Raw genomic sequence first — 22,624 nt, 5'->3', positions numbered from 1 at the left:
TCCTTGGTTGCCCTGCTACGGTAGATGGCCATGCTTGCCACGGCAAACCGCTCAAGGTGCGAGTATTTTTCGAGATAATTCAAAGCTTTGAAGCAAAGAAAAGCCCGGCATCAAGCCGGGCTTTTTCCTAAGGTTCCAGCCGACGCTGCTGGTAGATCCAGTCGACGATCTCGCCATCTGGTGCATAACCGCTCACGGTTTCCCGCAGCAATTGGCGCACCCGCCCGTAATCATCCGCCGCCACCGCCGTCAACAACTGGCCAAGGCGCTCCTTGAGCGCTTCCCACGCCAGGTGGTCCTCGTGGGCGCTCATGATCATCGGATGGCGAGTGGCCTCGACGTTGTCGCCGATCAGCAGTTCCTCATAGAGCTTCTCGCCCGGGCGCAGGCCAGTGAATTCGATGGCGATGTCCCCCGCAGGGTTGCGCTCGCTGCGTACGCTCAGGCCCGAGAGATGGATCATCTTCTCCGCCAGTTCGACGATTCGCACCGGCTCGCCCATGTCCAGCACGAACACATCACCGCCCTGCCCCATGGAGCCGGCCTGGATCACCAGTTGCGCGGCTTCCGGGATGGTCATGAAATAGCGGGTGATCTTCGGGTGGGTCACGGTCAACGGTCCACCGGCCTTGATCTGCTGGCGGAACAACGGGATCACCGAACCCGACGAACCCAGTACGTTGCCGAAGCGCACCATGGTGAAGCGGGTGGAGTTGATCTGCGAGACATTGTGATTGTCGCCCAGCAGCACAGGGGAGCTCTCCCGGCTCAGCGCCTGCAGGATCATCTCGGCCAGGCGCTTGCTGCTGCCCATGACATTGGTGGGGCGCACGGCCTTGTCGGTGGAGATCAGCACGAAGTTGGCGACACCGGCCTGCATCGCCGCCTGCGCGGCATGCAGCGTTCCCATGACGTTGTTCAGCACGCCTTCGGCGATGTTGTGCTCGACCATCGGCACGTGTTTGTAGGCGGCCGCGTGGTAAACGGTCTCGACATGCCAGGTTTTCATCACATGCAACAGCTTGTCGGCGTCGCGCACGGAGCCAAGGATCGGCAGCAGGCGCACGCTCAACGACTCGCGCTGGCAACGCTGTTCCAGCTCGGTGAGGATGCTGTAGAGGTTGAACTCACTGTGTTCGAACAACAGCAAGGTGGTCGGCCCGAGCCCCATGATCTGCCGGCACAACTCAGAACCGATCGAACCACCGGCACCGCTCACCAGCACCACCTTGCCGGTGATGCAGCGCTGCAGCAGGCCGGCCTCGGGCGGTACCGCATCGCGCCCCAGCAGGTCGGCGATGTCGACTTCCTGAATGTCGTCGACCTTGACTCGGCCACTGGCCAGGTCCATGAGCCCGGGCACACTGCGCACATGCAGCGGAAAGCCCTCGAGGTAGGTCAGGATTTCCCGCCGGCGGCCCCGGCTGGCCGAAGGCAGCGCCATGAGGATTTCCTGGGCACCGGTGGCATCGATCATGCGCTGGATATTGCGTGACTTGAACACCGGCAGGCCGGAAATAACCCGGTCGGCAATGCTCGGATCGTCGTCAATGAACGCCACGGGGCGCATGGAGCGCCCCATCCGCAAGGCGGCCACAAGCTGGTTGCCCGCCGCCCCGGCACCGTAGATCGCCACCCGCAGCAAGCCGTCGTCACGGTTGGTGAAAGGCACGTACTGGGCGGTGGTGAACCAGTCGCCGATGAAGTACTGGCGCATGACCAGGCGCAGGCCGCCGACCATGACCAGGCTCAACCACCAGTAGTTGAAGACGATCGACCGGGGCACCAGGGTTGCATGGTTGCTGTACCAGTAGACGACCAGCGCCAGCAGCAACGATGACAGCCCGACGGCCTTGAAGATGACCATGAGTGCATCGTTGCCGAAGTACCGCATCACCGCCCGGTACATGCCGAAACGGATGAAGATCGGAATGGCGATCGCGGGGGCGGCCAGGAACAGCCACGGATGGTTGAGCACCGGGCTGCCGGCGTCATCGAACCCCAGGCGCACAATGAACGACATCCACAGCGCAGCCCAGACCAGCAGCAGGTCTGCAGCGACCTGAAGCGCCCGTTTGTAGCGACGCGGCAGCCCCAGCAGGGCTGCCCTCAATTTATCCATCATCAGAGTTGATCCCGCCTCCGCATCCAGCGGATATGACGTCAATATTCAGTAAACACGGTGACTGCATGATACCGGTCATGGCCGATATGCTTTTAGCTTTCTTGCTTGCCAGCGTCGAACTTGAGCGCCAATACAAGCAAAGGACTATACGCGATCAACAGCCCCAGCAAACCATCCAGTTGCCATTGAACGACAACAACAGCGACTGGCAGCAACCACAGCAGATTGATTGCCAGTACCGCCAGGGTCACTCGCTTGTGGCTCTTGTAACGGCGCGAGGCGAACTGATAACCATGGCTGCGATGAGCCTCGTATACCTTCTCTCCTCGCAACAGGCGCCGGCCCAGGGTAAACGTCGCATCGACCACGAACACGCCCAGCAGAATCAGCCAGGCCCAGAACAGTTGTGATGACTGCCAGGCGGCGACAAGGGTCAGCCCCCCCAGCACGATACCCAGGAAGCCGCTACCGGCGTCCCCCATGAAGATCCGCGCCGGCGGGAAGTTCCAGAACAGGAAGCCGGCAACACAGCCCGCCAGCACCAGCGGGACCCAGATCAACGGTGCAGCCGCCGACAACCCGTAGAGCAGGCAAGCCCCCAGGCAGGCCGTGATTGCCTCGACGCTGGCAAGGCCGTCGATGCCATCCATGAAGTTGTACAGGTTGAGCATCCAGACCAGGTAGAACGCCGCCAGTACATGGCCGACCCAGCCCAGTGACAAGGTCGTGCCGAACACCTGCAGCGGTGGCAGGCCGCCCAGCCAGGCCAGCACCCAGATCGCCGCACAGAAATGCCCAAGCAGGCGCCAGCGTGCGGCGATGTGCCCATGGTCATCCATGAAACCGATGACCGCGACCAGCAGCCCGCCGCCGAACAACGCCACGAGCGCGGCACTGTCCAGCAGGCCCGCCCAGGCCAGCACGGGTTGTGCCAGCAGGAACGCCACCACGATCGCCACGCCACCACCGCGAGGTGTCGGCAGCGTATGGGAACTGCGGGCGTTGGGGATGTCGATGATGCTTCTGGCCAAGGCATAACGGCGCAGCAGCGCCGTCATCGCCAGCGAAAAGACGACAACCAGAAGAAGTAGCCAATAGATCATGAGCGAACAGCGTCCTGATAGTGCCGTGCAGTGGCCGCCAATGCGGCATCCACCTTGACCGGCGGGGTCCATCCCAGCAGTGTGCGGGTCTTGTCTATATTCACCGCCAATGAGCCACACAGGCGCTGCGACAGCGCCTTGCGCCCCAGGCAGGTGGCGCCCAGGGTCAGCACCCAGGCGGGGATAGGCAGCAACCGGGCCGGTTTGCCCAGGGCTGCGGCCATGCGCCGCAACAACTGCGTCGTCGACAGGTCTTCACCATCACTGACCAGGAAAATCTGATTGGCCGCGGCCGGGTGCGCGGCACAGGTCACCACCAGGTCGACCAGGTTGTCCAGCGCAACCAGGCTGCGCTGGTTGGCGATGGCGCCGAACGGCAGCACCATGCCGCGGTCGAGCCAGCGCATCATGGCCAGGAAGTTGGCCTTGACGCCGGGGCCATAGACCAGCACTGGCCGGATGATGACCACTTCGATCCCGCCTTCGCCCGCCAACTGCAGCAACTGCTGCTCGGCCTCGTGCTTGGAAATGCCATAAGGGTCCTGGGGCGCAGCCGCATCATCGGCGCGGTAGGCACTGCCAACTGCCGTGCCTTCGCCATTGACCTTGATCGAGCTGATGAACACGAAGCGCTTGACGCCAGCGGCCACAGCCTGGCGTGCCAGGTTAAGGGTACCTTCGACATTGACCCGGCGAAACGCCGCCAATGGATCCGCTTCGCTGTCGTTCATCACATGCACGCGGGCGGCGCTGTGGATAACCACATCCACCCCGGACAATGCCGCTTGCCACTCGCCATTCACTGCGAAATCACGGCACACCACGGTCTGCGCGGGCGACGGAACATCGGCCGCCTGGTTGCGCACGGCACACACCAGCGAGCCGCAGCCATCAGCCAGCAGACGCCGAGCGATCGCCGAACCGACGAAACCCGTTGCCCCGGTCAGGAAGACCCGTTGAGTCATGCCGGGCACTCAGGCTTTACGCCAGACGGTACGATTGATGTAGTCGGTGTAGCTCAGCACCACACGTACGACCTGCTGCGAAACCGGGCCGCCCTCATAGTCAGGGACCACCGGGATCTGCCGCTGGCCGGACTGGTGCTGGCTGGTGATGACCTTGACCGCTGCCAGCACCGACTCGGCCTTGAGGCCGCTCATGATCAGCGTGCCTTCGTCCATCCCCTCTGGTCGTTCGTGGGCATTGCGCAGGGTCACCGCCGGCAGGTTCAGCAACGAGGCCTCTTCGGTGATGGTGCCGCTATCGGACAGTACACAGAACGCAGCCATCTGCAGCTTGATGTAGTCCAGCAGGCCGAACGGCTTGACGAAGCGGATCAGCGGATGGTCCAGGCTCTCACCCAGGCTTTCCAGGCGCTTGCGGGTACGTGGGTGGGTCGAGACGATCACCGGGTAACCATACTGGTCCACCAGGGCACGCAGGGTGGCCAGGAAGTCGCGCAGGTTGTCCGGGCTGTCCACGTTCTCTTCACGGTGGGCGCTGACGATGAAGAACTTGCCCGCTTCCAGGCCGCTGCGCGCCAGCACGTCGGAGGCTTCGATCTTCGGCATGTAGTACTCGAGCACTTCATGCATATGCGAGCCGGTCTTGATGATGGTTTCCGGGCGGATACCCTCGGCGATCAGGTAACGGCGGGCATGCTCGGTCAACACCATGTTGATGTCGGACAGGTGGTCGAGCACCTTGCGGTTGAGCTCTTCCGGGACACGCTGGTCGAAGCAGCGGTTGCCGGCCTCCATGTGGAACACCGGGATCTTGCGACGCTTGGCCGCGATCACCGCCAGACAGGTATTGGTATCCCCGTAGAGCAGCAGCGCGTCGGGCTGTTCCTGCTCGAATACCGCGTCGGCCTTGGCGATCACCTCGGCGATGGTCTGCGCGGCAGTCTCACCGGCGGCACCGAGGAAATGATCGGGCTTGCGAATTTCCAGGTCGTCGAAGAACACCTGGTTCAGTTCGAAGTCGTAATTCTGCCCGGAATGCACCAGGACATGGTTGACCTGGCGATCGAGCTCGGCGATCACCCGGCTCATCTTGATCAGCTCGGGACGAGTACCGACCAGGGTCATGACCTTAAGCATTCAGTTGCTCCTTGATGTAATCCAGTTTCAACAGCAACTGCTTGACGCCGGGGATATCGAGGCGTTCGGTGTTGTGTGAGGTGTAGTCTTCCAGCTCGGAGATCTTCTCCTCGCCTTCAACGAAGTACTTCTTGTAGTTGAGGTCGCGATTGTCGGCGGGAATGCGGTAGTAGCGCCCCATGTCCTCGGCCTTGGCCATCTCTTCGCGAGAGACCAGCGACTCATAGAGTTTCTCGCCATGCCGGGTACCGATCACCCGCACCTGGCTGTCACTGGCAAACAGCTCCTTCAGGGCCTGTGCGAGATCACCCACGGTCGACGCCGGGGCCTTCTGCACGAACAGGTCGCCCTGCTCGCCGTGCTCGAAGGCATGCAGCACCAGGTCGACGGAGTCTTCAAGCGACATCAGGAAACGGGTCATGGCCGGGTCGGTGACGGTCAGGGGCTCGCCCTTGCGCATCTGCTCGATGAACAGCGGGATCACCGAACCGCGCGAGGCCATGACGTTGCCGTAACGGGTCGAGCAAACCACGGTGCCACCATGGGGGATCATCCGCGACTTGGCCACGACGAGCTTCTCGGCCATCGCCTTGGAAATGCCCATCGCGTTGATCGGGTACACCGCCTTGTCGGTCGACAGCACCACCACACGCTTGACGTCACAGGCAATCGCGGCATTGAGCACGTTTTCGGTGCCGATGACATTGGTGCGCACCGCTTCCATCGGGTAGAACTCACACGAAGGCACCTGCTTGAGGGCCGCAGCGTGGAAGATGTAGTCGACGCCGACCATGGCCTGTTTCAGGCTGTCGCTGTCGCGTACGTCACCGATGTAGAACTTGACCTTGTCATTGGCCAGGGCGATACGCATGTCTTCCTGCTTTTTCTCATCGCGGGAAAAAATGCGGATTTCACGCACATTGGTATCGAGGAAACGCCGCAACACCGTGTGACCGAAGGAGCCGGTACCCCCGGTGATCATCAATACCTTGTTGTCGAACATAGTAGCTTCCCGCTGGTGCGTGCAGGCCTGGGCCTGCACGGAATGAATTGAAACGCTGTGAATAGGATGTCGGCCGCGAACGGGATGTCACTCACCCGCTGAACGAAAGCCGGAACACCTCAACGGTCGGCGTGCATCCGGCGAATCAGCTCCGGCCAGTCCGGCGCGACATAGCCGGTTGCCTCACGAAAACGCGAGCCGTCCAGTGAACGATCGATGACCAAGGCATCGTCGGGGCGGATTTCGATCTGCTTGCCATACCGGCTGGCCACCAGCTGCAACAGCTCGAGCTTGGCGATCGGGGCGGCGGCGACATGGTAGAGGCCGCTGAGGGTTGGGTGCGCAAGTACGAAATCCTTCATCACCCGTGCCAGCTCAACGGTAGGCAGGCCAGAGAAGATCGCCTTGCCGAAGCCGCGCACCGAACCCTCCTGGGACAGGAACCAGTCAACCAGAGCATGGCTGGAACCCAGCTCATGCCCGATGATCGAGGTGCGCAGGGTGATCGCGTTGGGCGCGTCATGCAGCTCACCGATGTACTTGGATTTACCGTACAGGTCTTCAGCGTCGGAAAGGTCGCTTTCCAGGTAATTGCCCTTGCGCCCGGCAAACACGCAATCGGTGCTGACATGAATCAGGCGAGCCCCCGCCAGGTTGCACAGGCGCGCCAGGCGGTGCGGCAGCATGGCGTTGATGGGCAGCGCCGTGAGCGGATCCTTGGCATCGGCCAACTGCTTGATCAGCCCCACGCAGTTGATCACCACGTCGGGGCGGACTTTGCCCAGTACCGCCGCCAGGGCATCCTGGTCGAGGACATCCACACCGCTGATCAGACGATCATGGCTGGCCTGGGGAAAATGACGCAAAGCCGCCTGGCCGCGCAATGTGCCCCAAGTTTCGTGTGCTTGATCTGCACCGAACACGCGAAAAACGGCATTGCCCAGCATGCCGGTTACACCCAGAACCAGAATCTTCATCACATCCCTCAAAAACCGAAGCCGACTCAGCGCCGGCCAGAAAACTGCTTCAACCGTCTCAGCGAACGGCTAGCCAGGTGCAAGGCGAACCGGCGCTCGTCCGCCTGCATGATATACCCACTGAAGAGTATCGTCGGCACGACGATCAACAGCGGCCAGGCGATTACCCGGTGCTCGCCCCAGCACAACCAGGATGCCAGGATGACCAGGGCCAGGCCGACCCCCCACTGACCGATGCGGTGCAACTCCAGGCGTGCGCCGTGGGCGTGCCATAAACGCGCACTCAAGAAGCCCAGGTAGCTGACATAGCCCGCCAGGTAAGCCACGCCGACCCACTCGATACCCAGCGGCAGCAGCATCCAGGCGAGCGACACGAACACCAGGCTCCACAAGCCCTCCGCGAGGGCGAAGCCCTTCATGTCGGCGCGTGCAATCAGGGTGGTCGACATGATCCAGCCCAGTACCCGGACGAAATCCCCCAACAGCACCCAGCGCAGCACATCCAGCGCCGGCATGAACGCCTCGCTGAACAGCAGGTACACCACCAGCGGCTTGAACACGACCAGGCCGACGATCAGCGGCAAGGATAACATCAATGCGAAGTGAAACGCCTTGGATAACGCGGTATGCAACGCTGCGCCCTTGTCGAGCGTGCTCAATACCGGCAGCAGGTAGCTCTGCAGCGACGTCAGGAACAGCGCCAGGTACATGGCGCTGATACTCCAGGCAGCATCGAACTGACCTGCGCCTTCCAGGCCATAGAGCTGGACGGCCCTGGCGCGAATGGCCAGAACACAGCTCAATGTCAGCATCAGCGACAGCAGCGACGGCAGCGCAACGCTGAGGAAGCGCCGCGCGGCATCCCAGCCCGCCCCACTGGGTGCGAGATCGTGCAAGCTGGCCAGATAACCCAGGCGGCGAACATGGATGAATGCGACCACCAGCGCTGGCAACAACCCGCCGCCCACCAGCAGCACCAGAAACGCCGGATAGCCTCGCGTGAACGCAAGCCCTGCGGGCAACGCCACCACGGCGCTCCCCACGCCGGTGAGCAGGTTGATCAGCGCCACCGATCCATATTGCATGTCCGCGGTCAGGACCCCGCGCAGGAAGAACAGCAAAGCCCCGAGCGTGACGGGAATCACCAGCCAGCGCACTGCCGACACATTGGACCCGGCCAAGGTCCAGTTGGCGATAAGCTCGGCTCCCGCGAACACGGCAACGCCCACCAGCAAGCTCGTCAACAGGAAGATATACAGGGTCGACAGGAAGAATCGCTGCCGCGCAGGCCCGCTTTGGCTGCTCAAGCCCTGAACCACGGCGTTCTGCCCGCCGACCGAGGCAACCGACGACAGCACCTGCTGCAGCTGGCGCAGAACCGAATACAGCCCAACCCCCGCCGGCCCGGCCAGAATCGCCAGGAGCTTCATGGCCACCGCACCGAACAAAAGCCCGAAGAACTGACCGCTGGCTGTTTTCAGGGTCGATATTGCCATGCCCGGTTTCATTTGCCGGACTCCTTGCCTGCGGCCTCCCGACTGATGGCATTGCCCAACAATAACGACAGAACCACATAGATGAACAAACCACCGCTGAGCAAGGTTGCCGTGAGCGAGCTCACGGCGGCGACCAGGAAACAGGCGATGCTCGATACCATCAGCACCCGGCTGCCCGACGTGAAAATGCAGGCGGCGCACAAGGTGAAGATCAGGCAATAGACGACGACACCCGGCCAGCCGAAGGCCAGCTTGGCATCGACGAAGAATACCGTGTTGGACGCCCCTTCCCCTCCAGGGGATGGGCCGTACTCGAAAACGTAGACCATCTGTTCCAGCGGCATCTTCGGCTCACCGTGCAGCAGGTGAACCAGACTGATCGAACGCCCCATGGTGGTGTGGCCTTCGAAAATGAGACGCTGGAATGCCAGCCAGTCATAAGCCGTGATGTAGGGCACCCAGATGATACGGTTGAGCAGGAGGGTCAGCTTGCCCGAAACCGTAGCCGGGTCGAACAGATAGGCATCCTGCCGGTACTCCTCGTGCAGGTAATAGGGAAGCAGCGACCGGGCATGATGCCCCATGGCCCGATCGATCGGCATCCCCGGCGGGATCATCATGACTGCGGCCTCCTCATGGGTGGCCAGCTTCACGCTTCCGGCGCCGCTCGGGGTGCTGTTGGCCCCCATCGCCAGAAACGAAACCAGCATGACGCTCGCGATCATGAGCAGCAGGACGCCCGCCAGTGTTTTCCGGCACTTGCCAAAGGCGAAATGGCACAACAGCGGTAGCAGCATGAAGATCGGTGCGGCCTTCTCCATGGCCAAAAGTGAAAGCACGATCAACAATGCCAGCAGGGCATGCCTGAAACGCGCCCTCATCATGAACGCCGCGACCAGAACCAGAGGCATGATGGCGCGCCCAAGTATGAACACTGCATAGCGCAGCAGACTTTGATAGCTCTCGAGCCCGGCAAGAAACTGACTGCGCGAATGGGCAATGTCCATCACGCTGCCGCCTTTGAGCGCTACCAGCAATGGCAACGAGTCTGCCAGCAACGCCGCATAGACCAGCGCACAGGCATAGGCCAATACACTGAGCCCGGCCAACGCCCGCCAATAGGATGAGGAAATTCGGCACCGCGCTGTCAGCGTGCGGGCCAACAGACGATAGAGTCGAGAAAAGAAAGGGTAGCTAAGCCAGTAAATGAGGGAGAAAACAGCGAGCAAGAATAAAAAAGTTTGAGAACCCTCATCCCTGAATAAAAAGTGCCCCAGACAGGCTGCAGGCAAATAGATAAGCAATATTAAATAAACCGGTAAAGCCCTGAAATCCCACATAAGACTCATAATCGTAAATATCCCCATTTGCGCACGACCGGTGCCAGCCTGATGAACTTCAAGGCTCGGTATCCGATGGCAATCCATTGACTCATGACAGAATCTCCACGAGTCGCTTCACTTGAGCGTCCATATCGAAATGCACGTTGAAATACTTCCTGCCCGAGCGCCCCATTTGTTCACGCTCGTCTTTATCCATGGCCCTCATCCGCCGCAGGTTGCTCACCAGTGGCTCTGCCTGCTCGGCGGCCGAGACCATGCCGGCGCCCGCTTCGATCACGACCTTGGCGCCCTCACCATTAAGGCTGGCTACGATTGGCCTGCCAGCAGCCAGGTAAGCCTGGATCTTGCTCGGCACCGTCTGGGCGAAGATCTCCTGATCGCTGAGTGACACCAGCAATACAGCCGATCGCTCGAAGATTGCCGGCATCGACTCCATGGGGAAACGCCCGGGCAACACCAGGTTATCCAGCCCCAGTGCCTCTTTTTGCGACTGCAGCCAGGCCAGCCGACTGCCGCTGCCCACCAGCACCAGCCGCACATCCGGGTCATCTCGCAACTGAACGGCGGCCTCAACCAGCGTATCCAGGGCCTGGGCGGTACCGAGATTGCCAGCGAAGACCACACAGAAATGCTTGGCCAGCACATCGACCAGAGGCTCGGGCAGAACGGTCGCCGCCACCTCGGTGCGTGAATCCATCGAGTTGGGGTAGTAAACAATCTTCTCCAGCGGGGCATAACGCGAAACAGGCTCGACAAAGGCCCGAGACTGAACCAGCAGCGTATCGCAACAACGGTAGATGCCCCGCACCAGCCAGCCAACCATGCGCAACGCCGCAGCATTCTTGACAAACCCCGTGGCTGCCAGGCTCTCCGGCCACAGATCCTGCACCCACAATGCCAGCCTGGCGCCCTTGATCCACTTCAGCGGTATCGCTGGAATGGCCTGGAGAATGGGCGACGGCGCAAACACCAGAATCGCGTCGAACTGGCGCTTGCGCAGCAACCAGGGGAGGCAGAACAGCCCCGCCAGGACGAACGACAGGTAGTTGAGAATGAGGTTCTTCGCCCCTCCCGCCCCCCGAGGCCACAGCGGTACGCGTACGACATCTACACGGTCGAGGTAGCGTTCGCGCTGCGTGCCTCCCGCCTGGTAGCCCTCGAAGATGTCGCCATCCGGATAGTTGGGCTTGCCGGTTGCCACAACCACTTCATGCCCCTGCTCGTCGAGGGTGCGCACGATGTCGTTGATGATGAAACTTTCAGGCCAGAAATATTGCGAAAGAACGAGGATCTTCATGGGGCGCCAGGAAACTCAGTCAAATAGCCGGGAAACATGCTGTGCAATTGCAAGGCTTGCTGTTAGCCCGGGTGATTCAATTCCGTAAAGATTAACCAACCCAGGCAAACCATGTACTTCTGGCCCCTGGATCATGAAGTCGGCAGCTGGCTGGCCTGGAGCGGAAAGTTTAGGCCTTATCCCGCTGTATCCGGGAGATAGCTTTGTCTTATCAATAGATGGGAAATATCTCTTGATAGCGTGGGAAAATTCCTCGCAAAGAGACTCATCCACCCGATAGTCCAACGACTGCGTCCAGGCGACATCGGGCCCGAAACGCACTTGCCCGCCAAGATCAAGGGTAGCGTGCACGCCGAGGCCTGCCGTGTTGGCCTCAGGCATTGGATAGACCAAGTGGTTGAATGGCGCGCGACCAGCGTAGGAGAAGTATCGCCCCTGGCACCAATAGGTGGCAGGCACATGCTCAGACGCCAGCCCTTCGATCACCTCGGCCAGCTTGCTGGCGAACAGCCCGGCCGCATTGATCACCCTGCGCGCCGTGAGGCTGAAGGGTTCGCCACAGCTCACCCCCTCGACAACCCAGCCTTCGGCCGAGGGCGCCATGCGCGTGACCCGCGTCTCCAGCGCAAGATCCGCGCCATGGGCCTGCGCTTCGGCCAACAATGACTCCATGAAACCATGGCTGTCGATGATCCCGGTTTCCGGCGAAAACAGCGCAGCCACACCGGTGACGGCAGGCTCCATCTCACGCAGGCGGGCCCGCGACACGTCTTGCAGGCTTTCCACGCCCGAACGCCGGGCATTGAGCTGCAATGCCTCGAGCGCAGCGATTTCTGCTTCACTCACCGCGACCAGCAGCTTGCCGATTCGGCGGTGGCTCACCCCGCGCTCCTCGCACCAGCGGTAAAGCAGTTCGCGCCCTTCGACGCACAGGCGCGCCTTCAGCGACCCCGGCGCATAGTAGATGCCGGCGTGGATGACTTCGGAGTTGCGGCTGGAGGTATGCTCGCCAATCCTGCACTCCTGCTCGACCAGCATGACGCTGTTGCCCTGGCGGGCCATCTGCGCGGCGCAGGCCAGGCCGATGACGCCCGCGCCAATGACCATGCAATCGATATCTGTCATTTACTTTTGTCCGGTTCCGGGCTCGAAGGGTATGGCACGAGTTGCAGGTACAGCTGATGCACTCGCTCGGCGTTGGGCAGGATCGCGAAGTTGTCCTGAGCCCACTGCCGAGCCTGGCGCCCCAAGTTCAGGCGAAGCGCCTCGTCTTCGACCAGGCGCTGCAAGGCATCGGCCAATAATTCAGGGTCGGGCCGGGCAATGGCCAGGCCGGTCACTTCGTGGATGATCGCGTCCGCCACTGGGTTGGCGACTGCCACCACGCTGGGAATCGAGTAGAACGCCGCCTCGAAAACCGGCCGACCGGCCGCATCCAGGTGCGATGGGAAACACAGGATGTCGAGCTGCGGATAGAGGGTCCGCACATCACCCACGAAGCCCAGCAGCCGGACATGCTCATGCAGCCCATGCTGGTCGACAAGACGCTCGAGGTCAGCACGCACATCACGGGCAAAACCCAACCGCGCGAGCACCCATGCCTTGAGCCCTGACAGCTCTCGAGCATTCTCACCGGCGATGAGGCACTGCAGCCTGACACCCCGTTGCTTGAGTATGCGCATGGCCTCCACCAGCTCGTAGACCCCCTTGAGCGCGATCAACACCCCCAGGAACCCCACGCTCACGGGCTGCGCGGCTGCCCGCGCAACGGGGCCAGCGACAGGGCCATCGATACCCAGGCCATTGTGCACTACCGTGACCGGCAGGCGCGGGTCCAGCGTCGCCGCCACGGTATGGTCGATGGCAACCACGGCATCGGCGAATCGATGCAGCCAGCCGTTGATGATCCGGGTACGCAGATCCGACCCCGGGGCCCGTTGCAGTGAGCGTACGTGAACCACCATTGGCACCCGCAGCAAACGCTTGGCCAGCAGGGCCAGCGGCAACAACGTGATTTCGTTGACATGCAGCAGGTCGAATCGCTCGCGGCGCAGGCGCCAGATCGCTGCCAGCGAGAACGGCAGCAACAGCAGTTCACGCAGCAGGATGATCCAGCGCAGCCGGCGATAATGACCGTAACGGGTATTGTCGAACTGGCTAAGCCCCTTGACGGTTCGAACAGACATGCCGGCCTTGGAGAATGCCGGCACGGCGCTCCCCCCCGGTGTCAGCACGGTACCCTGAACGCCCATCGACCTCAGGCAGGTGAACAGCTCGATCAAACTCTTGGAGGCGCCACCAAAGGCGCCCGCCGGGTGCAGAAACAGCACCTTCATGCCATCCCCCTCAAATGCCGCTCCTTCTCGCACCTGCACGCCGAAACCCGCAGGTTTCGGCGTCTGCTTTGATTGGTTTGCCGCCCATGCACGCGGCTTCAGGCCAGGCGTGCCACTTCCGACAACAGTCGTTCGCCGTCGCGTTCGTAGTTCAACTCGGCCGCAGCGGCATGGGAAGCCTGCTTGAAGGCCGTCACAGCCTCGGCATCCAGTTGCTGCAGCGACGCGGCCAGGGACCTGGCCGCAAAGGAATCGGCGACGACCCCGCACTCATAGGCCCGCAAGAGGTTCGCCATTTCTGGCGAAGGGCCGATCGCCACGCCCAGGCAAGCCTGCACGAACTCGAAGAACTTGTTGGGCAGCGCATGCTCGTAGTTGAAGTTGACGGGCGGCAGCAAGAACACCCCCATGTCATAGCCATTGAGGTGCTGGCAGATTTCAGGCATCGGCACAGGCGGGATGAATCGAATGCGCGAATCGCCCTTCGCCGCTTCGCGCAACTCCAGCAGGTAGGCCGGGTCGCTGTCCATCAGCATGAAATCCAGGCTGAAGCGCTGATCCAGGTAGCCCATCATCTCGATCATCACGGCGAGGTGACGCGAACGAATGGCGGCACCATGGTGGATAAGGCGGATGCGCCCCTCCTCCACCGGAGTCGGCGCCAAGCGCTGATGAACGGGCGCGTTGTGGATCACCAGGGGCTTGACCCCATAAACCCGCGCGTACTCATCGGCAATCCCACGGCAAACCGTGGTCATCGAGGCCGCACGTGGCAGGTAGCGGGCGCAGAGGTCATTGATGTAGCGACCGAACAGCATCCGCCACAAGCGCTTGTCCTCGAACTCACGGGGGGAGTACTCGTGCGCGTCGACCATGACCGGTGCCTCGCCCGCCAGCCTGAACGCCAGTGGCGCACTGGACACATCGTTGGCGATGACCAGGTCGAACTTTTCTGCTCCAAGCTGAGCAATGGCGCTGCGTACCTGCTGCTGGTTCCAGTAATAGCTGTCGAAAGCGCCGAGCATCAATTTGGCGGCCCAGAACGCCTTGCGCACGATACTGGCGGGCGAACGCTCAAGCGCAACAAACTGGATGTCGGCGTCCGGACGCGGGCCATAGCCCGCCACCGTCAACCGATAGTCGCCCTCAAGCAGGCGCACCTGCCGCATGACCCGCGGATCGCTGTGGATGGCGGAAAATGAAATGATCAATATGCGCTTCAAGATAAAGCCTTAGTGGTGCATCACTCGATGAAATGCTGGTGCCAGCGGCTGAAGTTGATCCAGCGCCATACCTGCCAGGAAAACGGCTTCTTGCCGGCCATGATCAGCTCGAACTCTTGCAGGGCCTGCGCCTGATCGAAAAACGGCAGCCGCAGGTCGTGGCTCAGCCAACCGCGAACCGTGTCGAGCATCGAGCCCAACCAGACCTGCTCCGGCGTGGCGAACCCGATCTTGTCACGCCGATCCAGCACATCATCGGGCACGATACCGCGCATGGCGGCACGGAACACGGACTTGGTCTCGCCCTGTGGCGAAATCAGGTACGACTCCGGCAACGAAAGCATCAGGTCGACCATGCCCGTGGTGAGGAACGGTACACGGCTTTCCACGGAAAAGCGCATCGAGTTGCGGTCACCATGGCGCAGCAACGCCGGCAAGCCACGCTTGGTCAGCGACAACCCCAGCTCAGCCATAAGGCGTCGGCCACGGGCAGTCACTTCGGCGCGCTGATGCGGGAAGCGCAGCTCGATCCCCCGCTCTGCCAGCGGCTCGTTGCGAATCCAGGAAGGCAATGCGCCCATGCCGTTCAGCGAGCGCAGGGCCTGGTACAACGAACCCTGAGTCATTTCGGCAACGCAACGCTTGGCGCCGCCCATGCGGCTGCGGCCGGGCCACTGCGACCACTGGTCGAGGAAACGCCAGGCTTGCCCCAACTGCCCTTTTTCCACCAGGCTGCGCAAGCGCTGCCCCGGGTAGCCGCTGTAGCCGGCCGCCATTTCATCCGCGCCCTGCCCGTCCAGCGTGACGGTCACACCTTGCTCCTTGGCCAGCTGGAACACCCGGTACTGCGCATAGATGCTGGTACTGCCGAAGGGCTCGCCCTGGGCGAGGATCATGTCGTCCAGGTCGCGGGCAAGCTCCTCGGCGCTGACCACCACTTTGTGCGGCACGGCGCCGACGTGTTCATTGACCCGATCGACCCAGACTTCCTCGCTGACTTCACTGCCGCGGGCGATGTAGCTGAAGGTATTGATCGGCAGGTCCGGCTCGACGTGGCGCATCGCGCAGACCACCGCAGAGGAGTCGATACCACCGGAAAGGGCCGCACCTATGGCAACGTCGCTGCGCAGATGCAGGCGAATGCTGGAGAGGAATTCTTCGCGAACCTTCTCGGCCGCATCGGCAAAGCTCAGGTCATGACGCTCGTCAATGGTCGGGCGCCACCAGCACTGCGGCTCGCCAAGCGCGCCCGACTTGAGGTCGACGCGCATGATATGGCCTGGCAGCAGTTGCGAGACACCGTCAAAGAAGGTCTGCGGGCAACTGTCGTAGTCGCCGTGCACGAGGTAATCGTAAGAGCGCTGCCAGTTCAGCTGCGCCTTGTCGCGCTTCAGGGCCTTGATGGCCGGCAGTTCCGAGGCGAACAGGAAACTCCCCTGCTCCACGGCATAAAAGAACGGCTTGATGCCGAACGGGTCGCGCACGCAGGTCAAGGTGCCGGCATTACGGTCCAGGACGACGAAGGCGAACATGCCCACCAGCCGGTCGAGGCATGCAGCCCCCCAGGTGCGCCAGGCGGCCAGCAGCACCTCGGTATCGGAGTCCGACTTGAAGGCCTGGCCTGCCGCCTGCAGCTCGGCGCGCAGCTCGCGGTAGTTGTAGATCTCGCCATTGAATACGATCGACATCGACTGGTCGTCCGTGGTCATCGGCTGATGGCCGCCGGAACTCAGGTCGATGATCGACAGGCGCGTATGGCCCAGCGCCACATTGGCACCCGCGCAGGCATACAGCTCCCGGCCATTGTCGTTCGGGCCACGAAAACGCAGGGTATGCAGCGCCTCGTCAACTTTGCCCACGGGCACCGAAGCCCCGTCAAACCAGGCACCACCTAAAATTCCACACATGCAAACTTATCTCGTAAGGGCGTCAGCCAGACGCTTGAAATCGGAATACACCGTCTCGGCGCAGTAACGTTGCGCAGCCACAGCGGAAGCCTGCTTCATCGACATGATCGTTGCCTTGTCCAGCGCGTTGAGCGCCTGGGCCAGGGCCGCCGAGGAAAAGTCCTCGGCCACTACCCCAACCTCTGTCGAACGCACCAGCCTGGCCATTTCGTGACTCGGCGAAACAGCGATCGCCAGCCGTGCCTGCATGAATTCGAACAGTTTGTTGGGCAGTGCGTACTTGTAGTTGATTGCCTCGGGCTCCAGCAGGAACACCCCGATGTCGTAGTCCCGATTGAGCACCTGAGGGATCGACGGCATCGGCACAGGCTCGCGGAACCGGATGCGCTCACCAGCGTAGGTTTCTCTCAGCCACTGGCAGTAGGCGCTGTCCGACTCGACCAGCATGAAATCGAATTCGAAACGCTCATCGAGCTGCAACGCAGCCTCGGCCATCAACTCCAGCTTGCGGCTGGGACAGCCCAGGCCATGGTGAATCAGGCGGATCTTCTCCCCGACCTGCTGAGGGGCGGCCTCTATGTAGCTGGGGCAGTTCATCAGAACATCGGGCAAGGTCGCAAGGAACTCTTGACGATAGAGTTCCGCGATGGAGTCACACACCGTCAGTACATGGTTGGCCCTGGGCAGGAATCGACGGCACAGGTAGCGCGGATAGCCTTTCCAGAACAGGTTCCATTTCCAGCCGGAAAGCTGCTCGCCCGGCGCAAACTCGTGCATGTCCGCCACCACTGGCACCTGCTGCCCGGACAACGAGAACGCCACCGGCAACGCCGAAGCGTCATTGGCGATGATCAGGTCGAACTGCTGCCCCTTGAGGCGTTGCAAGGCCGCGCGCTTGTCGGTGTCCAGCCAGAAAACCGCAGCATAGAGCCTGAACAGCAGACACAGGGCCTTGGCCATTTTTTTCGGCAGGCTTGAACGGCCGGGCTCCGGAATCTCGACATGCTCATCGCCATATCCTGGCGCACCGCCGTAACCGGCAGTGACCACTCGGAACTGGCCCTCGAGGGCCTGCGCATGCCGGCGCACGCGAGGGTCGCGCTGCAAATTGGAGAAACTCAGTATCAGAACGGTTTTCATGGTTGCTCGAATCTGCTCACTTCGATCGCGTGTTGATAGAAGCCAAATAGTCGTCGGCCACCAAAGCGGCGATCTGCTTCGGATCGTGCCACCGTTCGACATAGGCGCGGCTCCTCTGCGCCAGGTCGACCAACGCCTCCCGCGGCATGCCCAGCACTTCACGCAAGCGATCCTTGACGGTGAAAGGGTTGGCATTGATGAACGGCAGGTCCGCACGCATCTGCTCCGGGATGAAGTGCAGGTCTTCTTCGCGCAGATAAACCAGCACGGGCTTGCCCAACGCCATCAACTCAACGGCCAGGCCGCCATACCACCCGGCGAACAATTGGTCGATCAGCACATCTGCTTGCTCATAGCGGGTTCTCGCCTCAGCCTGCGACAGCCCTTCGACCAGTATCAATTCGAACGCAAAACCCTCTTCCTTGAGCGCCTCCAGGGCCTCGAGGATGAGGTCGGTACCTTTGACACGCCGATGCGTCGGCGCATGGACAATCCGCAGTGGCCGATCACTGCGCAGCCCTTCATAACTGGCCTTCCAGTCACTGAAATCGACGTGGGAGTAAGGCACGAACTTCGCGTCCGCCGGCAGCACATTGAGCAGGTCCGGGTTCAACGCGTACACCTGCTCACAATGCTTGGCGAGGTAGGCGATATTGCGTTGCTTGAAGGCGTCCGAGCGTGCCGAGTAATACCCCTCGTCCACCTGGGAAGCAATGCTGATTGGATAATGCGCCTGGCAATACCCACCCTGGCGGGCATCGTCGCCCTGGTAGGTAACGAACAAGCGCTTGCCGAACAACTTGAACAGCGACACTTCGAAGGACTGCAGCCCCCGCAGGTAGGCGGAATAGATGAAGCGCTTCAACGACTGTTTGTTGATGCCCGCGCGCGGCCACTCGATCACATTGGCAGTGGCGATCGTGACACCGGCATTGTAGTGAATGACGTCATACTTCCACAGGCACGAAACGATGAACCAGAAGCGCCGCCACTCGCACCTGAAAAAGCCCACGGGCGAAGGCACCAGCACTTTATCCACCGCGTAGGCCAGGTAATTCTGCGAGATGATGCAGCACGTGCTGTCCCAGCCCAGGCGCTTCAGCTCACGGCTCAACGCAGGCGGGTTCCCGCCCACTGCGGTGGGGGCGTGCAATACGCGAATCTTTTTCATCACAGTAGCTCTTTCAAGCCCTCTTGCAGTGACACCTGCGGCGCCCAACCCAGGGCCTTGAGCGCCGAGATGTCAGCCACCAGGCCGCTCGCTTCGCCTGCTGCAGACTCGAATGCCGGGACGGTTCCAACGATTGACCCGATCTGACCGGCCAGCTGCTTCAATGAAACCACTTCGTTCCCCGCCACGTTGAACGTGTTGCTGCCCTTGGTGCTGATGACAGACTCCAGGGCACGCACCGCATCAGCGACATGCACCGGGTTGATCATCAGGCCTTCTTCGCCTTGCAGCTGAACAGGGTTGCCGGCACGGACGTTGTCCACCAGCCGCGGCAGCAGCATGGAGCGCCGCTGCCCCTCGCCATACATGAAGAAGAAGCGAAGAATCGAGACATCCATCGACGACACGTAACTCTTCACCAACAGTTCACCACACAGCTTACTGGCCAGGTAATAGCCAAGGCTGCCGTGGGAAACGATGGGCGAATTTTCATTGACCTGGGACTTGGCACTTTCATAGATACCGCCCGACGACGCATAGACAAAATGTTTACACCCGGCAGTCCGCGCATATTCGAGCAGACGCGCGGTAGAAGCGACGTTGACATTGAATATGTTCATCGCTTGCTCAGGGAATTCGCGAAAACGCGAAGACTGCGATAAATGAATAACCACATCGACCTGCGCCGGGAACTCGGCGCAATCGAAATGGCTGGAAAAGTCAGAAGTAATATAGTTGACACCTGCCACCGGAACTTCCGGCGAGCGATGGCTAAGCGCGTACACGTCGTTCGCAGCACTCAGCACCTTCACGGCCCGGCCGCCCAGCAAGCCACTGGCTCCGGTGATCAGAATTTTCTTATTTGAAAGCATGTAGATATCTCTTTACCGGAGAAACAACAATAATAAAAGCAAGGAACCCGAACACCAGCAAGAACTTCACAAACACGTATTGCCATGCAGCGAAATTAACATACAACAACAAAGAAACAGCAAACATCATCATAAAGCAAATGACCGCCACTATCAACCTGGACCATACTATCGGCAAGGGGTGGAGGCGCTGGGTAAAGTACAAGTAAGAAGAACTCAGGAACAGGTAAACAACAAAGGTCGACCACGCCGCACCCACCCCACCCCATAATGGAATGAGGAAATAGTTCAAACCGGCACACAATGCAACGGCCGCCCAGGACAATCGCGCAAACAAGTGCGTCTTACGTTCGAGGGAGATACCGATTGCAGTAACTTGTGTGGCCGCTTGCAAGGCCACGCCAAATACCAGGATGACAAAAGGCAATACCGCGCCCACATAAGTGTCGCCCACCGTCAACTGGACGATTTCCTTGGAAAACACGGACAGTGCAAATGCAAGGAAGCCCATGCACAGTATCAGCGCATTCAACACCAGGTAATAGACTTCGCGGTAACCCTCGGGCTTGTCATGCTTCAACTTCAGCGCAAACGGGCTCCACGCCTGCCCGAATGCCATCGAAACAAACAACAGGATGGAAGCGAATCGACTGGCTACCGAGAAAATACCGGTGTCCTCCACCGAGGACATCAGAGTCAGCATCCAGCGATCGATAGCGCCAAATACCCAGTAGGCCAACCCGACGAAGATGAACGGGTAGCCAAAACGGAGCATTTCAACGGCCAGTTGCTTGTCGAACACCAGGCCGACATCGCGCCTGACCAGATACAAGCCCAGCGGCATCACCAGCACCATGGAGCAGACCTGGGCGATCAGCAGCCCTGGGACACCCGCGCCAAAATACAACACCGCGCAAACACCGAGGATGCTTGTCAGCCCCTTGGATGTCAGGGCGACAGAGAAGAAGCTCCAAGGCGAAAAATGCAGCCGCGTGGTGTCCTGCAGGTATTGCACCCATTGGCCCGTCAGAATCAGCAGGACACAGGCCAACCCGCCCCAGGCACCAAGGGGAGAGACCAGGCCAAACTGCTCAACCGCCAGGTAATAACCGAAGAGGTAGAGCAGCAGAAAGCACAAGCCCAGGCCAATCTGGATGTACAACCCCGTGCTGATCACGTCGCGCTGGCGCTCGCGTGACGTATCGCCTTCCCAGTAATAACGCTGGGCCGCGCCATTGATGCCGCAGCCCACGAAAAGACCAAAAATGGAGACCAGGGTAAAGGCCAGTTCGAGCAGACCAAAGGCTGCGGGATTCAGCGCTTTTGCCAATACCGGGAAGGTCAGAAAGGCAATGATTTTTGAAACGAAATCGGCCCCGCCGTAAATCGCAACGGACTTGATGAACTTCACCTAAGGCCGCTCCAGATAAAAGTTCATCAAATCTTCAGTGCGGTTGCGATCACAGATGGCCGCCCACAGTTGCGCCAATGCCTCAACGCTATGGAAGGTTTCGACATACTGGCGAGAAGCCGAAGACAGCTGCTCATGGTCGTGCATGGCACGCAGGATCGCTGCCTTGATACTGGCAACCGTCCGCTCGCACGAGACGATGGGGCAGTGGTTCAGGTACGAATAGATCTCGAAGACCTCTGCCACCTCCTTGCTGATATGGGCGACCACCGGAATGCCGCATGCCATGCCTTCCATGGCACTCAAGGCATAGCCGCCACCGATCACCTGGTCGATCAACAGGTGCGAAGCATGAAGCTGCCTGATCACATCTTCATTGGAACTGCGTTCGATCAGCGACAACCGGACACTCACCCCTTCCGCCTGCAATTCGTCGATCGCCTGGAGAATCAGGTGAGTGCCCTTCACACCTCGGTGATTGGGGGAATGGGCAACCGTGAACACATCATGCTTGACCACTCCCGGCTTCAGGCGATCGACCTTCTCGAGATCGATCGGGTAATAGTGAACGGGCAATACGTCCCACTTCAGCAGGTTGAAGGTATGGCTGATGCACCCCACTACCACATCCGAAGCCCCGGTCAAACGCTCCACATTCCGGCGAACTTTCGCTTCGCGCTGGACAGTATTCGGGTAACTGAGCATCAAGGCATGGCGCAGCGTCAGATCGGAGACTTTCTGATATTCCATGGCGTCAGCGCCGTAGGGCATGACGACGAACCGGGCACCCACCAGCCGCCGAACCAGGCCGGGGCAATACCTCAAGAAGCCGAAGAAACAATCGAAGGAGTCAAAGTAGTAGACCCAAACCGAAGCCGACACGACCTTTCTGTAAAAGGCCAGGGGCGCCGGCGCGACCATGTCAAAGTCGCTGGCTTTGTTGATGGCGTAGACGCCCGGCACGATTACTGTGGTGGCATAACCGCCGCGACGAATCGCATGCCCCACATAGGCCAGCGAAATGATCGGGTGGCCAAACAGAACCACTTCACGCTCGCCCGATTTAGCGCGAACACGTCGCTCGAGCAGCGCCCACAGGAACAGCATGTCTTTCTTGG

Annotated in this window: 18 protein-coding genes; all 18 read right to left on the bottom strand. The window is 60.7% G+C overall.

Translation table 11 applies throughout. The features are described from left to right. Window positions 1–127: 127 nt before the first annotated feature. The 18 genes from ACO6VM_RS11130 to ACO6VM_RS11045 all read right to left on the bottom strand — a co-directional run bounded on the left by ACO6VM_RS11130 (window position 128) and on the right by ACO6VM_RS11045 (window position 22,613). Complete coding sequence (locus ACO6VM_RS11130; protein WP_401057753.1) at window positions 128–2,125, bottom strand: polysaccharide biosynthesis protein; 1,998 nt, start codon at window positions 2,123–2,125, stop codon at window positions 128–130. Between the two features lie 92 nt (window positions 2,126–2,217). Next, window positions 2,218–3,228, bottom strand: coding sequence for an MraY family glycosyltransferase (locus tag ACO6VM_RS11125; RefSeq protein WP_401057751.1), 1,011 nt, complete (start codon window positions 3,226–3,228; stop codon window positions 2,218–2,220). Then, complete coding sequence (locus ACO6VM_RS11120) at window positions 3,225–4,193, bottom strand: UDP-glucose 4-epimerase family protein (RefSeq protein WP_401057749.1); 969 nt, start codon at window positions 4,191–4,193, stop codon at window positions 3,225–3,227. Before ACO6VM_RS11120 ends, ACO6VM_RS11125 begins: the two co-directional genes overlap by 4 nt. A 9-nt stretch (window positions 4,194–4,202) precedes the next feature. Beyond that, window positions 4,203–5,330 carry a non-hydrolyzing UDP-N-acetylglucosamine 2-epimerase gene (gene wecB, locus ACO6VM_RS11115; RefSeq protein ID WP_401057747.1) on the bottom strand — a complete coding sequence of 376 codons (1,128 nt, stop codon included), beginning with the start codon at window positions 5,328–5,330 and terminating at the stop codon, window positions 4,203–4,205. After that, window positions 5,323–6,333 carry a polysaccharide biosynthesis protein gene (locus ACO6VM_RS11110; RefSeq protein ID WP_401057745.1) on the bottom strand — a complete coding sequence of 337 codons (1,011 nt, stop codon included), beginning with the start codon at window positions 6,331–6,333 and terminating at the stop codon, window positions 5,323–5,325. The genes wecB and ACO6VM_RS11110 overlap by 8 nt, the downstream gene beginning before the upstream one ends. A 119-nt stretch (window positions 6,334–6,452) precedes the next feature. Continuing rightward, window positions 6,453–7,310 carry a dTDP-4-dehydrorhamnose reductase family protein gene (locus tag ACO6VM_RS11105; protein ID WP_401057743.1) on the bottom strand — a complete coding sequence of 286 codons (858 nt, stop codon included), beginning with the start codon at window positions 7,308–7,310 and terminating at the stop codon, window positions 6,453–6,455. 26 nt (window positions 7,311–7,336) lie between these two features. Next, window positions 7,337–8,818, bottom strand: coding sequence for an oligosaccharide flippase family protein (locus ACO6VM_RS11100; RefSeq protein WP_401057741.1), 1,482 nt, complete (start codon window positions 8,816–8,818; stop codon window positions 7,337–7,339). Next, on the bottom strand, window positions 8,815–9,969 hold the full coding sequence (locus tag ACO6VM_RS11095) for a hypothetical protein (RefSeq protein WP_401057739.1): 1,155 nt from the start codon (window positions 9,967–9,969) through the stop codon (window positions 8,815–8,817). Before ACO6VM_RS11095 ends, ACO6VM_RS11100 begins: the two co-directional genes overlap by 4 nt. Window positions 9,970–10,237: 268 nt before the next feature. Beyond that, complete coding sequence (locus tag ACO6VM_RS11090) at window positions 10,238–11,446, bottom strand: glycosyltransferase family 4 protein (protein WP_401057737.1); 1,209 nt, start codon at window positions 11,444–11,446, stop codon at window positions 10,238–10,240. A gap of 15 nt (window positions 11,447–11,461) precedes the next feature. Beyond that, window positions 11,462–12,571, bottom strand: a complete 1,110-nt coding sequence (locus ACO6VM_RS11085) for an NAD(P)/FAD-dependent oxidoreductase (RefSeq protein WP_401057735.1) — start codon at window positions 12,569–12,571, stop codon at window positions 11,462–11,464. Further along, window positions 12,568–13,782, bottom strand: a complete 1,215-nt coding sequence (locus ACO6VM_RS11080; protein WP_422403251.1) for a glycosyltransferase family 4 protein — start codon at window positions 13,780–13,782, stop codon at window positions 12,568–12,570. Before ACO6VM_RS11080 ends, ACO6VM_RS11085 begins: the two co-directional genes overlap by 4 nt. A gap of 98 nt (window positions 13,783–13,880) precedes the next feature. Then, window positions 13,881–15,005: a glycosyltransferase gene (locus ACO6VM_RS11075; RefSeq protein WP_401057733.1), complete on the bottom strand. Its 1,125-nt coding sequence runs from the start codon at window positions 15,003–15,005 to the stop codon at window positions 13,881–13,883. Window positions 15,006–15,025: 20 nt separating this feature from the next. Beyond that, window positions 15,026–16,912 (bottom strand): asparagine synthase (glutamine-hydrolyzing), encoded by a 1,887-nt coding sequence (gene asnB, locus ACO6VM_RS11070; protein ID WP_401057732.1) that lies wholly within the window; start codon window positions 16,910–16,912, stop codon window positions 15,026–15,028. A gap of 6 nt (window positions 16,913–16,918) precedes the next feature. Further along, a complete protein-coding gene (locus ACO6VM_RS11065; protein ID WP_401057731.1) occupies window positions 16,919–18,052 on the bottom strand; it encodes a glycosyltransferase in 1,134 nt (377 codons plus the stop codon). Window positions 18,053–18,068: 16 nt separating this feature from the next. Then, window positions 18,069–19,223, bottom strand: a complete 1,155-nt coding sequence (locus tag ACO6VM_RS11060; protein WP_347149084.1) for a glycosyltransferase family 1 protein — start codon at window positions 19,221–19,223, stop codon at window positions 18,069–18,071. Next, entirely contained in the window at window positions 19,223–20,095 is an 873-nt protein-coding gene (locus ACO6VM_RS11055; protein ID WP_347149082.1) for an NAD(P)-dependent oxidoreductase, read from the bottom strand. Before ACO6VM_RS11055 ends, ACO6VM_RS11060 begins: the two co-directional genes overlap by 1 nt. Next, window positions 20,082–21,506 (bottom strand): flippase, encoded by a 1,425-nt coding sequence (locus ACO6VM_RS11050; protein ID WP_401057730.1) that lies wholly within the window; start codon window positions 21,504–21,506, stop codon window positions 20,082–20,084. Before ACO6VM_RS11050 ends, ACO6VM_RS11055 begins: the two co-directional genes overlap by 14 nt. After that, window positions 21,507–22,613 carry a glycosyltransferase gene (locus tag ACO6VM_RS11045; RefSeq protein ID WP_422403250.1) on the bottom strand — a complete coding sequence of 369 codons (1,107 nt, stop codon included), beginning with the start codon at window positions 22,611–22,613 and terminating at the stop codon, window positions 21,507–21,509. Window positions 22,614–22,624: the final 11 nt, after the last annotated feature.

It is taken from the genome of Pseudomonas sp. GZD-209, assembly GCF_049310485.1.
Lineage (GTDB): Bacteria > Pseudomonadota > Gammaproteobacteria > Pseudomonadales > Pseudomonadaceae > Aquipseudomonas > Aquipseudomonas sichuanensis.
Note: the sequence above shows the minus strand (reverse complement) of the source record. Positions and strands in the feature narration are given on the sequence as shown.

What these genes read in the sequence shown, in the direction of transcription:
- ACO6VM_RS11130 (WP_401057753.1), bottom strand. Translation starts at nt 2,125, where the DNA reads ATGATGGATAAATTGAGGGCAGCCCTGCTGGGGCTGCCGCGTCGCTAC.
- ACO6VM_RS11125 (WP_401057751.1), bottom strand. Translation starts at nt 3,228, where the DNA reads ATGATCTATTGGCTACTTCTTCTGGTTGTCGTCTTTTCGCTGGCGATG.
- ACO6VM_RS11120 (WP_401057749.1), bottom strand. Translation starts at nt 4,193, where the DNA reads ATGACTCAACGGGTCTTCCTGACCGGGGCAACGGGTTTCGTCGGTTCG.
- wecB (WP_401057747.1), bottom strand. Translation starts at nt 5,330, where the DNA reads ATGCTTAAGGTCATGACCCTGGTCGGTACTCGTCCCGAGCTGATCAAG.
- ACO6VM_RS11110 (WP_401057745.1), bottom strand. Translation starts at nt 6,333, where the DNA reads ATGTTCGACAACAAGGTATTGATGATCACCGGGGGTACCGGCTCCTTC.
- ACO6VM_RS11105 (WP_401057743.1), bottom strand. Translation starts at nt 7,310, where the DNA reads ATGAAGATTCTGGTTCTGGGTGTAACCGGCATGCTGGGCAATGCCGTT.
- ACO6VM_RS11100 (WP_401057741.1), bottom strand. Translation starts at nt 8,818, where the DNA reads ATGAAACCGGGCATGGCAATATCGACCCTGAAAACAGCCAGCGGTCAG.
- ACO6VM_RS11090 (WP_401057737.1), bottom strand. Translation starts at nt 11,446, where the DNA reads ATGAAGATCCTCGTTCTTTCGCAATATTTCTGGCCTGAAAGTTTCATC.
- ACO6VM_RS11085 (WP_401057735.1), bottom strand. Translation starts at nt 12,571, where the DNA reads ATGACAGATATCGATTGCATGGTCATTGGCGCGGGCGTCATCGGCCTG.
- ACO6VM_RS11080 (WP_422403251.1), bottom strand. Translation starts at nt 13,782, where the DNA reads ATGAAGGTGCTGTTTCTGCACCCGGCGGGCGCCTTTGGTGGCGCCTCC.
- asnB (WP_401057732.1), bottom strand. Translation starts at nt 16,912, where the DNA reads ATGTGTGGAATTTTAGGTGGTGCCTGGTTTGACGGGGCTTCGGTGCCC.
- ACO6VM_RS11065 (WP_401057731.1), bottom strand. Translation starts at nt 18,052, where the DNA reads ATGAAAACCGTTCTGATACTGAGTTTCTCCAATTTGCAGCGCGACCCT.
- ACO6VM_RS11060 (WP_347149084.1), bottom strand. Translation starts at nt 19,223, where the DNA reads ATGAAAAAGATTCGCGTATTGCACGCCCCCACCGCAGTGGGCGGGAAC.
- ACO6VM_RS11055 (WP_347149082.1), bottom strand. Translation starts at nt 20,095, where the DNA reads ATGCTTTCAAATAAGAAAATTCTGATCACCGGAGCCAGTGGCTTGCTG.
- ACO6VM_RS11045 (WP_422403250.1), bottom strand. Translation starts at nt 22,613, where the DNA reads ATGCTGTTCCTGTGGGCGCTGCTCGAGCGACGTGTTCGCGCTAAATCG.